The 14,465-nt window shown below is 67.2% G+C and carries 9 protein-coding genes; all 9 read left to right on the top strand.

What is annotated here, in order from left to right; all coding sequences use genetic code 11:
* Window positions 1-5,108, top strand: a 5,108-nt coding sequence (locus ACI2L1_RS34465) for an amino acid adenylation domain-containing protein (RefSeq protein ID WP_404743346.1), incomplete at its 5' end; no start/stop codon positions are given.
* Between the two features lie 162 nt (window positions 5,109-5,270).
* Window positions 5,271-5,651: a hypothetical protein gene (locus ACI2L1_RS34470; RefSeq protein ID WP_404743347.1), complete on the top strand. Its 381-nt coding sequence runs from the start codon at window positions 5,271-5,273 to the stop codon at window positions 5,649-5,651.
* A 500-nt stretch (window positions 5,652-6,151) separates the two neighbouring features.
* On the top strand, window positions 6,152-6,373 hold the full coding sequence (locus ACI2L1_RS34475) for an MbtH family protein (RefSeq protein WP_404743348.1): 222 nt from the start codon (window positions 6,152-6,154) through the stop codon (window positions 6,371-6,373).
* A gap of 276 nt (window positions 6,374-6,649) precedes the next feature.
* Window positions 6,650-7,870 (top strand): 4-nitrotryptophan synthase, encoded by a 1,221-nt coding sequence (gene txtE, locus ACI2L1_RS34480; protein WP_404743349.1) that lies wholly within the window; start codon window positions 6,650-6,652, stop codon window positions 7,868-7,870.
* 229 nt (window positions 7,871-8,099) lie between these two features.
* On the top strand, window positions 8,100-9,329 hold the full coding sequence (locus ACI2L1_RS34485) for a nitric oxide synthase oxygenase (RefSeq protein WP_404743350.1): 1,230 nt from the start codon (window positions 8,100-8,102) through the stop codon (window positions 9,327-9,329).
* 213 nt (window positions 9,330-9,542) lie between these two features.
* Entirely contained in the window at window positions 9,543-10,373 is an 831-nt protein-coding gene (locus ACI2L1_RS34490) for an SDR family oxidoreductase (protein WP_404743424.1), read from the top strand.
* 7 nt (window positions 10,374-10,380) lie between these two features.
* Window positions 10,381-11,724, top strand: coding sequence for a KamA family radical SAM protein (locus tag ACI2L1_RS34495; protein ID WP_404743425.1), 1,344 nt, complete (start codon window positions 10,381-10,383; stop codon window positions 11,722-11,724).
* A 45-nt stretch (window positions 11,725-11,769) separates the two neighbouring features.
* A complete protein-coding gene (locus ACI2L1_RS34500) occupies window positions 11,770-13,026 on the top strand; it encodes a pyridoxal phosphate-dependent aminotransferase (protein ID WP_404743351.1) in 1,257 nt (418 codons plus the stop codon).
* A gap of 42 nt (window positions 13,027-13,068) precedes the next feature.
* Window positions 13,069-14,409: a crotonyl-CoA carboxylase/reductase gene (gene ccrA / locus ACI2L1_RS34505; protein ID WP_404743352.1), complete on the top strand. Its 1,341-nt coding sequence runs from the start codon at window positions 13,069-13,071 to the stop codon at window positions 14,407-14,409.
* The last annotated feature ends 56 nt before the right edge of the window (window positions 14,410-14,465 follow it).

A 14,465-nucleotide genomic window follows, 5' to 3' on the forward strand; every position in this document is an offset into this window, starting at 1 on the left:
TCGCGTTGCGCCTGTCCGGGGTGCTGGACCGGGAGGCACTGCGGGCGGCGGTGCGGGATGTCGTGGTGCGGCATGAGAGCCTGCGCACCGTCTTCCCACAGGTGGCGGGAACGCCGTACCAGCAGATCCTGCCCGCCGACGCGGTCGACGTGCCGATGCCGGTGGACGAGGTGGACGAGGCGGCGCTGGCGGACGGGATGGCCCGTGAAACACGGCGCGGATTCGATCTGGCGGCGGAACCGCCGGTCAGGACACGGCTGTTCCGGCTGGACGAGCACGAGCATGTGCTGGTGCTGGTGCTCCACCACATCGCCGGCGACGGCTGGTCGGGTGGCCCCCTGTCCCGGGATCTGGCCCAGGCATACCAGGCGCGGTGCGAGGGCCAAGAACCCGGCTGGGCGCCGCTGCCGGTGCAGTACGCCGACTACACACTCTGGCAGCACCGGCTGCTGGGCGACCAGCACGACCCGGACAGCGTGTTCGGCCGGCAGCTGGAGTACTGGACCCGAACACTGACGGACCTCCCCGTCCAGATCCCCCTGCCGCTGGACCGCCCACGACCGCGGGTGGCGTCCTACCGGGGTGACTACATCACCCTGGAATCAGACCCACAACTCCACGTGCGCCTGGTGGAACTGGCCCGGGCTCACGGAGCGAGTCTGTTCATGGTGCTGCAGGCCGGACTGGCAACGCTGTTGTCCCGCCTCGGCGCGGGCAACGACGTTCCGATCGGCAGCCCCATCGCGGGCCGCACCGATCAGGCCCTGGACGACCTGGTCGGATTCTTCGTCAACACCCTCGTATTGCGCACCGACACGTCCGGGAACCCCACGTTCACACAACTCGTGGAGCGAGTCCGGGAGACCGCGCTCAGTGCCTACTCCCACCAGGACATCCCCTTCGAATACCTGGTCGAAGTCCTCAACCCCACACGGTCACTTTCCCACCACCCCCTCTTCCAGGTGATGCTGGCGCTGCAGAACGCCCCGCGGGCCGGCTTTGATCTGCCCGGTCTGGAGGTGACAGAGGGACCGGCGTCCACCCGGACAGCGAAATTCGACCTGGCATTCAACGTGTCCGAACGGTTCACACCCGACGGCACACCGGCCGGTCTGAAATGCCAGGTGGAGTTCGCCACGGATGTGTTCGACGCGGAGAGCGTACGGATGCTGACACAGCGATGGACGCGCCTGCTGGACGAGCTCACCGACAACCCGAACCAGCACGTCAGTGACGTGGATGTGCTGCTGCCCGGCGAACGGCAGCAGGTGTTGGTGGAGTGGAACGACACGGCAGTTGAGGTGCCGGCGCGGACGCTTCCGGTGCTGTTCGAGGAGCAGGCGACCCGCACACCGGACGCGACGGCGGTGGTGTGCGAAGGCATCGAGGTGTCGTATGCCGATCTTGACGCCCGTGCCAACCGTCTCGCACGCCATCTGGTGGGCCGGGGCGTCGGTACGGAGTCCGTGGTGGGCGTCTGCCTGGAGCGCGGCATTGACCTGGTCGTGGCACTCCTCGGTGTGCTCAAGGCAGGGGCCGCCTATCTACCCATCGACCCGGAACAGCCTTCAGAACGTGCGGAGTTCATGCTCGCGGATGCGGGTGCGGTGTGCGTGGTGACGTCTCAACCCGCGGCCGGCGCGCTGCCGGATCACATCAACCGGCTGGTGCTGGACGATCCGGCGACCATCGACGTTCTGAGCGCTCTGGCTTCGGATACGTTGACGGACGGGGAGCATGGCGGGGCGCTGCTGCCGGGTCATGCGGCGTATGTGTTGTTCACGTCGGGATCGACGGGCCGGCCCAAGGGTGTCGTGGTGCCGCATGCCGGGATCGTGAACCGCCTGCTGGGTATGCAGGCTCGGTTCGCTTTGGTGCCGGGCGAGCGGGTGTTGCAGAAGACACCGTTCGGTTTTGACGTGTCGGTGTGGGAGTTCTTCTGGCCCTTGCTGACGGGCGGGGTCCTGGTGGTGGCCCGGCCGGGTGGTCACCGGGATCCGGCGTACCTGGCGGGGCTGATCGAGTCCGAGCACATCTCCACGGTGCATTTCGTGCCGTCGATGCTGGAGGCGTTTCTGCGGGAGCCGGCCGCGTCGGCGGGCGGGGGACTGACCCGGGTGGTGTGTTCGGGCGAGGCTCTTCCTGCAGGTGTCCGGGACCGTTTCTTCGAGGTGTTCGGGCAGGGTGTGGAGTTGCACAACCAGTACGGGCCGACGGAGGCGTCGGTGGACGTCACGGCCTGGCAGTGCGGCCCGGGGGAGCCGACGGTGCCGATCGGCGCTCCGGTGGCCAACACCCGCCTGTATGTGCTGGATGGTTCGCTGTCCCCGGTGCCGGCGGGTGTGGGCGGTGAGCTGTACCTCGCGGGAATCCAGCTGGCCCGGGGTTATGCGAACCGTGCGGGGTTGACCGCCGAGCGGTTCGTGGCAGATCCGTTCGGTCCTGCGGGGTCGCGTATGTACCGCACCGGGGATGTGGTGCGGTGGCGTGCGGATGGGAAACTGGAGTTCGTGGGCCGGACCGACGACCAGGTGAAGATCCGTGGGTTCCGGATCGAGCTGGGTGAGATCGAGGCGGTGCTGGCGCGGTGCCCGGGGGTGGGACAGGCCGCGGTGGTGGTCCGAGAGGACCGGGAGCAGGACAAACGCCTGGTCGCCTACCTCACAGCCGGCTCCCTCAACGACGGTGACTTCGACGCCGGGGAGGCTGCAGGGAAGCAGGTCGGGGAGTGGCGTGAGGTCTACGACGAGCAGTACGCCTTGCCGGATACGGTGCCCTGGGGTGAGGACTTCTCGGGCTGGAACAGCAGTTACACCCGTGAGCCGATCCCGTTGGCGGAGATGCGGGAATGGCGGGATACGACGGTGCAGCGGATCCTGTCCCTGCGGCCCCGCCGGGTGTTGGAGATCGGCGCGGGCAGTGGTCTGCTGCTGTCCCGGCTGGCACCGCGATGCGAAACATACTGGGCGACGGACTTCTCCGCTCCGGCCATCGACAGGCTGTCAGCGCACGTCGGCGAAGACCCGGAGCTTGCGGGCCGGGTAACCCTGCGGACCCAGCCGGCCGACGACACCGAGGGGCTGCCCGCCGAATACTTCGACACGATCGTGATCAACTCCGTCGTGCAGTACTTCCCGGACGCGGACTACCTGCTGACGGTGCTGTCCCGGGTCACGGGTCTGCTCGCACCGGGCGGATCGGTGTTCGTGGGTGACATACGCAACCTGCGCCTGGCACGGCACCTGGCCGCCGGCGTCCACGCCCACCGCGACCCGGAACACACGGACGCCACCACCCTCGGCCGGGCGGTACAGCGTGCCCTCGCCGACGAGAAAGAACTACTGATCGACCCGGAGTTCTTCCCCGCCGTGCAGCAACGCCTGGGTATGGCGGCGACGGAGATCCACCTCAAGCGCGGACACTCCGACAACGAACTGACGCGCTACCGCTATGACGCAGTCCTCCGCAAACAGCCGGTGAACCCACTGCCGGCTGGGCAGGAACGGTGGGAATGGCCGCGGCATCAAGACGGCCTGACCACGCTGCTGCAGTACCTGACAACAGCCGAACCGGACAGTGTCCGGGTGAGCGGAATACCCAACCAGCGACTCTTCCACGACTCCGAATGCCTCAACAACCTGAACACCCTGAACGCCCCGGGGGACGACCCCACCCCGCAGCCCCGCTCACTCACCGAGAACACCCCGCAGCCGGAGATCCTGCACACCCTGGGTGAGGAACTCGGCTACTGGGTGGGATGCACCTGGTCGGCCGACGACCCGCAGTCCCTGGACGCGGTCTTCGTCAAGGTGTCCCTGATGCGGCCGGGCACGCCGGTGGAACTCTATGAACCGGCCGAACCGGCCGGAACACCCCTGACGACCTGGACGAACACACCCACCAGGGGCCGCCGCGACCGCCACCTGGCCGACCTGGCACGGGAATGGATGCGCGAACACGTCCCGGACTACATGGTCCCCGCCGCCTACGTCGTACTCGACGGGCTCCCCCTGACGCCGAACGGCAAACTGGACCGCCGCGCCCTGCCGGCCCCCGCATGGGGCGACGGCTCAGGCAGGGCACCCAGGACCCCGCGCGAACAGGTCCTGTGCGAACTGTTCGCCGAAGTCCTGGGCGTCCCGGAAGTCGGCGTCGACGACGACTTCTTCGCCCTGGGCGGCCACTCACTCCTGGCCACCCGCCTCGTGGCACGGATACGCGCCACACTCGGCGCGGAGCTGGGTTTGCGGGTGCTGTTCGAGCACCCCACCGTGGCCGCGCTGGCCGCAGACCTGGAGATGAACAGCACCTCCGACGCGCTGGAAATGCTGTTGCCGCTACGCACCGGCAGCGATCTGCCACCGGTGTTCTGTGTCCACCCGGCCAGCGGAATTGGCTGGTCCTACTCCGGCCTTCTGAAATACCTCCCTGCGGGCCACCCCGTCTACGCGCTGCAAGCGCGCGGCCTCGCCGAGCCCGGACAACGTCCCCTGTCGGTCGAACAGATCGCGGGCGACTACGTGGAGCAGATCATCCAGATCCAACCGGTCGGGCCGTACCACCTCCTCGGCTGGTCCTTCGGTGGCCTGGTCGCCCACGCCATGGCCACTGAACTGCAACGACGAGGCGCACCCACCGCCCTGCTCGCGATCCTGGACGCCTACCCGCTGCACGGTTTCCCCGGCGTCCGGGTCGAAATGGAGGCGAAAGACATCCTCGCGGCCCTGATGGAGGGGAAGACGGAAAGCGCTGACGAAGAGCCTGTCACGCTTGCTCAGGTCACGGCATCCCTGAGCGGCCCTGGCCGTCCGCTCGCCGGCCTCGACGAGGAACAGATAGCCGCCGTGATCGACACCCTGGTGACCAACAGTGGCCTTACGCCTAAGTTCGCGCCCGGCCATTTCGACGGTGATGCGGTGATCTTTGTCGCGACGGCCGGACGAAACGAAAACGCCCCCCACGCGACCGGATTGTGGGAACGCCATGTCGGAGGTGCGCTGGAAATCCACGACATTCCCACCTCGCACTACGCCATGATGCGCCCGGATTCGTTGCGCCAGATCGGGCCGATACTGGCGGCCAAACTCAAGGATCTCATCGAACCGTGATCGTGCGCGGGCGGTGTTGACGGCAGTGGAGTTGCGGCATGGCCAACGCATTCGAAAGTGAAATCGGCGACTACGCGGTTTCTGCCGATGCGGTCCCGTGTGCCCGCACGGCGGGGCGTCTCTGCCTATTTCATCCAGGAGGCCCACCAAAGGAGGTCAACAATGCCCGAGCCCTGGGAGAACGCCTACAAGATGATCGACATTTCGGAGCCGGAACCGCGGGTCCTCGCCGAGTTCGAGGAGCTGCCACTGGACACCTTCACGGGTGGCCGACAGTACTACCGTCGGTTCTCGCGGTACCGCATGGGGTTCGACGAGGTCAGCGACCGTGGACGTTCGAGTTGCTGCCCCACTGGCCGTTCATCCAGCCCCGGATGGTGGCACAACGCCACCGACATTGCCGCCGAGGACGACGCTGGTGGTCACCGCGACCTGCGGATCGTCGCGATCAGCGACTGGGACAACCGCGAGTACGGAGACGAGTTCGAGCAGGCGGTCGCGCAGGGGGACGGCGCGACGACCGTACCGATGGCGACCGCGTGAGCGGCGTGGACCTGCCGCTCTCGCCGAGCGCTGGGGTACGCCCCTGTTCATCTTGAACGAGGACCGTCTCCGGACCGACCTGCGCCGCATCGCAGGTCGGGTTGGTCCGGAGGACGTCTTGTTCTCCTTCAAAACCAACTTGTTCCCGGCCGTCGTGAATTATCAATTCCCACTTCGACATGAATGCGCCTGGATTCATTGCGCCCAATCGGACCGATCTTGACAGCCAAGATCGGGACCGTCGTCGAACCTTGATCGCACCCTGGTACCCACCTCCTAATTTACCCCGATAAGTATGGCAATATATTGACACCGCTATTCTCCACCCCGTATCGTCGAAACAGTTTAAAGGGCAAAATCGGTACGCCGAGGCCCGCGACGTTGGTTTAAAGGGGGCGCGATTTCACCGTCCTCAACCTTGACAGGCTGATCGCGTCTCGATTCCACCCACGACTGCACCGACCCCTTTCGGGTCGGCGCTCAGAAAGGCGTTGACCATCATGTCGAACCCGTTCGAACAGGACGACGCGCCCTATGTGGTGCTGATAAACGACGAAGAACAGTACTCGTTGTGGCCCGCTTTCGCGGAAGTGCCGGCGGGCTGGCGCGTCGCACTGGACAGCGGTTCACGTCAGGACTGCCTCGACTACATCGAGACGCATTGGACCGACATGCGCCCGAAGAGCCTCAGGGAGGCAATGTCTCAGAGCACGGAGGCATGATCCCCGGCCGACACCAATACCGCACCGGCGACCCCACCGTGGGGTCCGTGAGCCCTCGCCCATCCATCAGACCGGACAGGTTGCCGGGTTCCGACATCGAGGACACGGCAACTCACCAACGAGCTCCCGCTCTCCCGGGGCACCGAAACGGTCGACGCCCTCAGCGCGCATCTGTCCAGTCTCCTGTCACAGGCCATCCGCCGGGCCTGTTCCACGACCGCCTTTCACCATCGGTGAATCGGCGATGTCCCAACCAATGCCCGAAGGGGTTCTCCCGTGAGTGATTTGTCTCCGTTGTCGGATCCGAGCATCGTGCCCAACCCCTACCCGGTCTACGCCGCTCTCGCGGACCGCCAGCCCGTTCACTGGTGCGAGGGCCTGGATGCCTGGGCCGTCATGAGGTACGCCGACTGTGCCGACGCGCTGAAGGACTCCCGCTTCAAGGCGGAGCGCATGGAGGAGGTGCTGGAGGCGAAGTTCGCGGGCCGCGCGCTGCCGCCGGACAACATTTACCACCGGTTCACCAAGAACGTCATGATGTACACCGATGCTCCGCGCCACACCGCGCTGCGGCGATCCACCCATGCGGCGTTCACCCGTGAGGCCCACGAGCACTACAGTCGGGTGATCAAGCGCGTGGCATACGAGCTCGTCGCCTCGATCCCCGTCGGCGTGACGGAGATCGACGCCGTGTCCGCGTTGGCCGCCAAGCTCCCGGTGAACGCGGCCGTCCAAGCCTTCGGGGTCCCGGAGGAGGACCTGGACTTCGTCATACCTCGCGTGGACGCGGTCATGACCTACTGGTCCGGCCCGCAGGACCAGCCGCTGCAGCTCGAATTGCTGCTCGACCACCTCACGGACCTGCACACGTATTCCCTGGAACTCGTTCAGGGGACGAGAGGGAAAGTCCTTCCGGAGACGGTCATCGCGCGTCTCGCGGCTGCCCAGGCGGACAACGTCGACAGCACGCTGGAGCAGACGATCCATCAGCTCGTTCTGCTGCTCATCGCCCTCTTCGCTCCCACCACCCCGGGCTCCACCAGCAGCGGCATGCTGTCGTTCGCGACGAATCCGGACCAGATCGAACGTTTTCTGACCGACCCCGCCTGTGCGGACAACGTCGCCAACGAGGTGGTTCGGTACCACGCTTCGAACCAGTTCACATGGCGCACAGCGGGAACGACGACCCTCGTGGACGGTGTGAAGATCGAGGAAGGGCAGAACGTCGCCCTCTTCCTGGGAGCCGCGAATCGGGATCCTCGCGTGTTCGAGCGGCCGGACGAGTTCGACCTCGGCCGGCAGAACAGCGGTAAGCACCTCTCGTTCGGCGTGGGGCCGCACTCGTGCCTCGGCAGGCAGATCGCCAGTCTTGAGCTCAAGTGGTTCTTCGCGGCGCTGTTCGCACGCTTCCCGAAGATGAGCCTGGCAGGCGAACCCATCTGGAATCCGAACCTGGAATTCCGCTCCCTCAGGTCCCTGCCGCTGAGGCTCGGCTGACCGAACTGGTGGTGATGCGGGGCGGCCGGGTTCCAACCGCAGTCCCGGCAACGCGGCCGAGACTGACCGGGCTCTCTCCGACCGTGGGCGTTCACGCGTGACGTCCTCATGCTCCACAGCCCGTCGATGCCGCCTCGTGGATACCCACGCCACTCTGCGCACCACAGCACGCCGCGCGATTCGCCGAGAGCAGCGGCGGACGGACCCACATGCCACCGCGAGGAGGACCATGCAGCCCGAGACGCCGCTGCTGCCCACCTGCCCTCACCAGGCAGCCGTTGACCCGAGCATCCCTACGCCGCAGCCGCCCACCGACTCCGCGACCCCGGCCGACGGCACCGCTGATCTGGAGGAGGCGGAGGACTTCCTGAGCCAGTACTACGACGAGGTCCCTGAGCAGCCCGTCCCCTTCGCCCATCGCCTGTACCAGGTGCGTGTGCAGGCCGAGGAGTCCGGCACCTACACGCACACACCGGAGGAACTCAGCTTCGGCGCCCGGGTGGCCTGGCGCAACGCCTCCCGCTGCATCGGCCGCCTCTACTGGAACAGTCTGAGCGTGCGGGACCTGCGCGGCGTGACCTCCCCCGACGAGATCCACCGGGAGCTGTGCGAGCATCTGCGTCTGGCCACCAACGGCGGACGCATTCGTCCGGTCATCTCCGTCTTCGCCCCCAACGCCCCGAGCGGGCCAGGCCCGCGGGTGTGGAACGACCAACTCGTCCGTTACGCCGGCCACCGTCGACCGGACGGCGGCGTCACCGGGGACCCCGCGTACGTCGGCTTCACCGATGCCGTACGTGAGATGGGCTGGCACCCTCCAGGGGGCCCCTTCGACTTGCTGCCCCTGGTCGTAGAGACGGCCGACGACAAGCCCCAGCTGTTCGAAGTGGATCGCGACGTTGTGCTGGAGGTCCCGCTCAGTCACCCTGACCACCCGTTCTTTGCGAGACTTGACCTGCGCTGGTACGCCGTCCCCGCCATTTCCAACATGCGTCTGCGGATCGGCGGCATCGACTATCCGCTGGCGCCGTTCAACGGCTGGTACATGGGCACCGAAATCGCGGCTCGCAACCTGGTCGACGTTGACCGTTACAACCTGTTGCCCGTCGTCGCCGAGCACCTCGGCCTGGACACCAGCAGCGAGAGCACCTTGTGGCGCGACCGGGCCCTGGTCGAGATCAACGTCGCGGTCCTGCACTCGTTCGAAGCAGCGGGTGTGAAGATCACTGACCACCACACCGAGTCGCGCCGCTTCCTCACCCACTTGGCCAAGGAGGAGAGCCAGGGCCGGATCGTGCCGGCCGACTGGAGCTGGATCGTCCCGCCGGTGTCCGGCGGGCTCACACCTGTCTTCCACCGTTACTACGACGAGGCGGACCTCCATCCCAGCTTCCGCCTGGACGACCATGCCCGCTCCCTCGGCCGCGGGCAATGCCCCCGGGACACGGAACTCACGTAGTTCCCTCCGGGGTGGCCGCCGCCGGGCAGCAGCGTGCAAACCGCTCATGAGGCGCCCGGGCGTTGTCGTACGCGAGCGGACGAGCCAACGGAGGCCGGTGCCCAGGCAGCTCGGCGAAGCCCACGTGGCCGACGTCGGGCTCGACTGGTCCACAGGTCTCAGCAAGAAGACCACGACTGAGTAAGGAGGGCCTCAATGGGCCGGGCCGAAGGAATGGCTGTCCCGATCACGGGAGCCGCGCGGGGACAGGGACGCAGTCATGCGGTCCGCCTGGCTGGGAAAAGCGCTGACATCATGGCCATCGGCGTCTGCGAGGGCAACGACGTCGCCACGTACCCGATGACCAGCGCCGCTGATCTCAAGGAGACCGTGTGGCTGGTGGAGAAGACCGGTCGCCGGGTGGTCGTGGGGCAGGTCGAGGTCTGTGACTACGCCGCGCTGAAGAGCGCTATCGGCGAGGCGATCGCGGAGCTCGGACGTCTGGTCGCGGTGATTCCGAACGCCGGCACGCCGCCTACGGGCGCAGCGCCGCCGGCCGACGCCTTCACCGGCGTACTCGACGTCAACAGGTTGGGCATGGGCAACACCGTCCAGACTGCCCAGCCGCATCCGGGGGAGGAAGGCTCGGCCGTGGCCGTCGGCTCGATCATGAGCTTCCTCTCCCCCGGCCTGGACGACTCCACCGCCGGTCGCGGCATGGCCGCCTACAAGCTAGCCAAGCACGTACTCGTCGACTACATAAACGTCCTCGCCAGTCAGCTCGCGCAGTCCGGCAGCCGGGCGAACGCCGTCCAACCGACCAACCTCGGTACCGACATTCTGCTCAACGACCCCGTGTACACCACCTTTTGGCCCGGCCTGGGGCACCCGACCGAGGAGGACGCGGCGCCGCTGATGGCCGGCGTCAACGCCATGTCGACCGCCTACGTGGACACGTCCGACGTTTCCAGCGCCATCCTCTCCCTCGTGTCCGACGAGTCTCGTTTCATCACAGGGACGCACCCGAAGGCCGACGCCGGTGCCCTGGTCAAGCAGGGCGGGTGACGTGGCGATGGCCTTGCCGGCTCCGGCTTCGACCCCAGCAGAAGCAGAGCGATTTCGTGCCTACGGGCCCCGTCAGATCGATGAGATCGCGACACGGTTCGGCCTGCCCGCAGACATCCGGGAAACAGTACGGCTCGTTTCGCAGGTGCTGCCCTTCCGGGTGAACGAGTACGTCCTGACCCACCTGATCGACTGGCAGCGAGTGCCGGACGACCCCATATTCCAGCTGCTCTTCCCCCAGCAGGGGATGCTCTCCAGCGAGGACGAAAAGCGGCTGGCGGTGCTGATGGAGCCGAACGACTCCACGGCCAAGGCCGAACTGCGGGAGGCGGTCCGAGGCATCCGGGCCCGTCTCAACCCCCACCCGTCCGGCCAGCTGCAGTTGAACGTGCCCACCCAGGGCGGTTCCGAACTGCCGGGGATGCAGCACAAATACCGGGAGACGGTGCTCGCCTTCCCGGCGCAGGGCCAGACCTGCCACGCCTACTGCACCTACTGCTTCCGCTGGGCGCAGTTCATCGGTGACGCCGATCTGCGTTTCTCCGCTGCGGGCCCGGAGAACCTGGTGCGGTACCTGAAGGCTCATCCAGAGGTCAACGACGTCCTCATCACCGGTGGCGACCCGCTGATCATGTCAACCGAGCGGTTGCGACGCCACGTCGAACCGCTGCTCGAAGTGGAGTCGGTTCGCACCATCCGTATCGGCACCAAGTCGGTCGCCTACTGGCCGCAGCGCTATGTGGGAGACGACGACGCGGACGAACTGCTCCGGTTGTTCGAGCGGGTCAGGGTCACCGGGCGCAACCTCGCCGTGATGGCGCACTTCAGCCACCCGCGGGAGCTGGAACCCGAGCTCGCCCGCGAGGCGGTGGCGCGCATCCGGTCGACCGGCACCCTGGTGTACTGCCAGGCACCGCTGATCGCGCGGATCAACGACGACGCGCGCACCTGGTCCGACCTATGGCGGGCCGAGCTCGCCGTCGGCGCGGTGCCGTACTACATGTTCGTCGAGCGCGACACTGGCCCGCACGAGTACTTCAAGGTACCGCTCGCCGATGCCATATCGATTTTCCAGACCGCTTACCGCACCCTGCCCGGCCTGGCCCGTACCGTGCGCGGTCCCGTGATGTCGGCGACCGTCGGCAAGATCGTGGTCGACGGCATCGAGCAGACAGGGGACTCCCGCCACTTCCAGCTCCGGCTGTTGCAGGCACGCGATCCCTCGCTGGTCGGCCGGCCGTTCCGGGCCAAGTACTCGGACAGCGCTGCCTGGATCGACGAACTGGAACTCGACCCCGAAGTCCCCGACGACATCGCCGCAGCCATCCAGACACCGTTCAACCGTAGTTGAACCGCGTCGGCAGGACGGAAATCCCGAGCAGGAAGGAGCCGACACATGGCCATCCTCAGAGTCTCGCCCAATCTCGCGCTCGACCAGGCGGTGGCACAGCGTCAGGCAGATGGGGAACCATTGGTGCATATGGGGTTCGGCGAAGCCCGCCTGCCCGTCTTCGAGCCCTTCGTGGAGCGGCTCGCCGCCGGGTCGGCCGCCACTGCCTACGGACCGGTGGCCGGCGGCGCGGCGGCCAGGGAGGCCGTCGCGGGGTACTTCACGCGCCGCCGCATGCCGACCGGGGCCGACCAAGTCATGCTGGCCCCGGGGAGCAAGCCGCTCCTGATGGCCCTGCAACTCGCGGTTCCCGGTGACGTGCTGATTCCCCAGCCGGCGTGGAACAGCTACGCAGCCCAGGCTGCGATGGCGGGCAAGCAGGTCTTCGGTGTGCCGATTCCGGCCGCCTGCGGAGGCGTTCCGGACCCAGAGGAAATGCGGCGGACTCTTCGTGCCGCCCGCGCCCGCGGGCACTCTCCGCGCATCGTGGTCCTCACGCTCCCGGACAACCCCACGGGCACACTGGCGTCACCGCACCTCGTCCACGAGGTGTGCGCTGTCGCGGAGGAGGAGGACCTCATCATCATCTCCGACGAGATCTACCGCGACATCGTGCACGACCCCGCCACGCCCTTCCTCAGTCCGGCGGAGGTGGCCCCGCACCGCACGATCGTGACCACGGGGCTCAGCAAGGCGCTGGCGCTCGGTGGTTGGCGCATAGGTGTGGCCCGTTTCCCGGCCGACGGCTGCGGCCGCCGCATCCACGACGACATGGTCTGCATCGCCAGCGAAGTGTGGTCGACCCTGTCGATGCCCATGCAGGCGGTCGCGGAGTACGCGTTCTCCGAGCCATCGGAGGTCCAGGAACAGCTGACCACGAGCGCCCGGCTGCACGGCGCGGTCGCCCGCGCCGTGCACGGGATCCTGACCGGCGCCGGTGCGAGCTGCCGGCCACCCGCGGGAGGGTTCTACGTCTACCCCGACTTCGAACCGCTGCGGGAGGAACTCGGGTATCGCCGCATCACCGACTCGTCGTCCCTCTTCCAGCACTTGCTCGACACGTATGGCATCGCGGTGCTCGCAGGTCACCATCTCGGCGACGACGAGGGCGCATTGCGTTTCAGGGCGGCGACCAGCCTGCTCTACGGGGACACCCGCGAACTGCAGCAGTTGGCGCTCGACTCTCCCGACCCCGTCCGGCTGCCGCACATCAGCGCCGTGCTGGAACGGCTCGACGAGAGCTTCGCCAAACTCACTTCTTGACCTCGATCGTTCACGAGCCGAGCGAAGGACACCACAGACACGATGACGAACCTCACCGAGACGGCGTCGACCACCGGACCGGCCGACGAACTGGTCCGCAGCGCGCCACCCAAGACGTACCGCGCCGCGCACATCCGCGTGCAGGACACCGACATGTTCGCTGGAGTGCAGGACCAGGACAAGGACGTCCGAAAGTCCCTGCACGTAGGTCAGGTGCCGATGCCCGAGATCGCCCCGGACGAGGCGCTGATCGCGGTCATGGCCAGCGCCATCAACTACAACACCGTCTGGTCCGCCATGTTCGAGCCGCTCCCGACGTTCGGGTTCCTCAAGCATCTGGCGGCACAGGGCGGTTGGCACACCCGCCACGACCGGCCCTACCACGTCCTCGGCTCCGACGCGTCCGGCGTCGTGGTACGCGTCGGCTCCGCTGTGCAGCACTGGAAGCCCGGTGACCATGTGGTGGTGGCCACGGCTCACATCAACGACCAGGAACCCGCCAGCCACGCCGACGGCATGATGGGCGAGGACCAGCGCGCCTGGGGCTTCGAGACCAACTTCGGCGGCCTGGCCGACTACGCAGTGGCCCGCGCCAGCCAACTCCTGCCCAAACCCGCCCACTTGACGTGGGAGGAGGCCGCCAGCAACCCACTGTGCGCGGGCACCGCCTACCGCATGCTCGTCAGCGACCGCGGTGCCCGCATGAAACAGGGCGACATCGTCCTGATCTGGGGTGCGAGCGGCGGCCTCGGCAGCTACGCCCTGCAGCTCGTGCGCAACGGCGGCGGCACCGCTGTCGGCGTGGTGAGTACCGCCGAGAAGGCGGAGACCGTGCGCAAACTCGGCTGCGAAGTCGCGATCGACCGTACCGAGATCGAGCAGGGCGATCCCGGCAGCCTGCAACGGCCCGACGGCTGGAAACGCCTGGGCAAGGCCATCCGCAAGGCCGTCGGCGAGGACCCGCACATCGTCTTCGAGCATGTCGGCAAGGCCACCTTCGCGGCGTCCGTTTTCCTCGCACGGCGCGGCGGAACCGTCGTCACCTGCGGTTCCAGCACCGGCTACCAGCACCAGTTCGACAACCGCTACCTGTGGATGAAGCTGAAGCGCATCATCGGCAGCCACGGCGCCAACCTCCAGGAGCAGTGGGAGACGAACCGCCTCATCCAGCAAGGCCGCGTCGTGCCCGCCCTCTCGGCCGTCTACGGCCTGGACGAAGTGGCCGAGGCGGCGCGCAGCGTCCAGACCAACCGGCACATCGGCAAAGTCGGCGTGCTCTGCCTGGCCCCTGAACCGGGCCTGGGCATCACCGACCCGGCGGCGCGCGAGCGCATAGGGTCCGACCGCATCGAACTCTTCCGGTCCACGGGAGGCGGCCGATGACGCACGCTATCTGCGAGGCAATCCTCTCGTCCGGCGACACCTGCCCCTTGAAGCGC

The sequence above is a fragment of the Streptomyces sp. NPDC019531 genome, assembly GCF_044903305.1.
Taxonomy (GTDB): Bacteria; Actinomycetota; Actinomycetes; order Streptomycetales; family Streptomycetaceae; genus Streptomyces.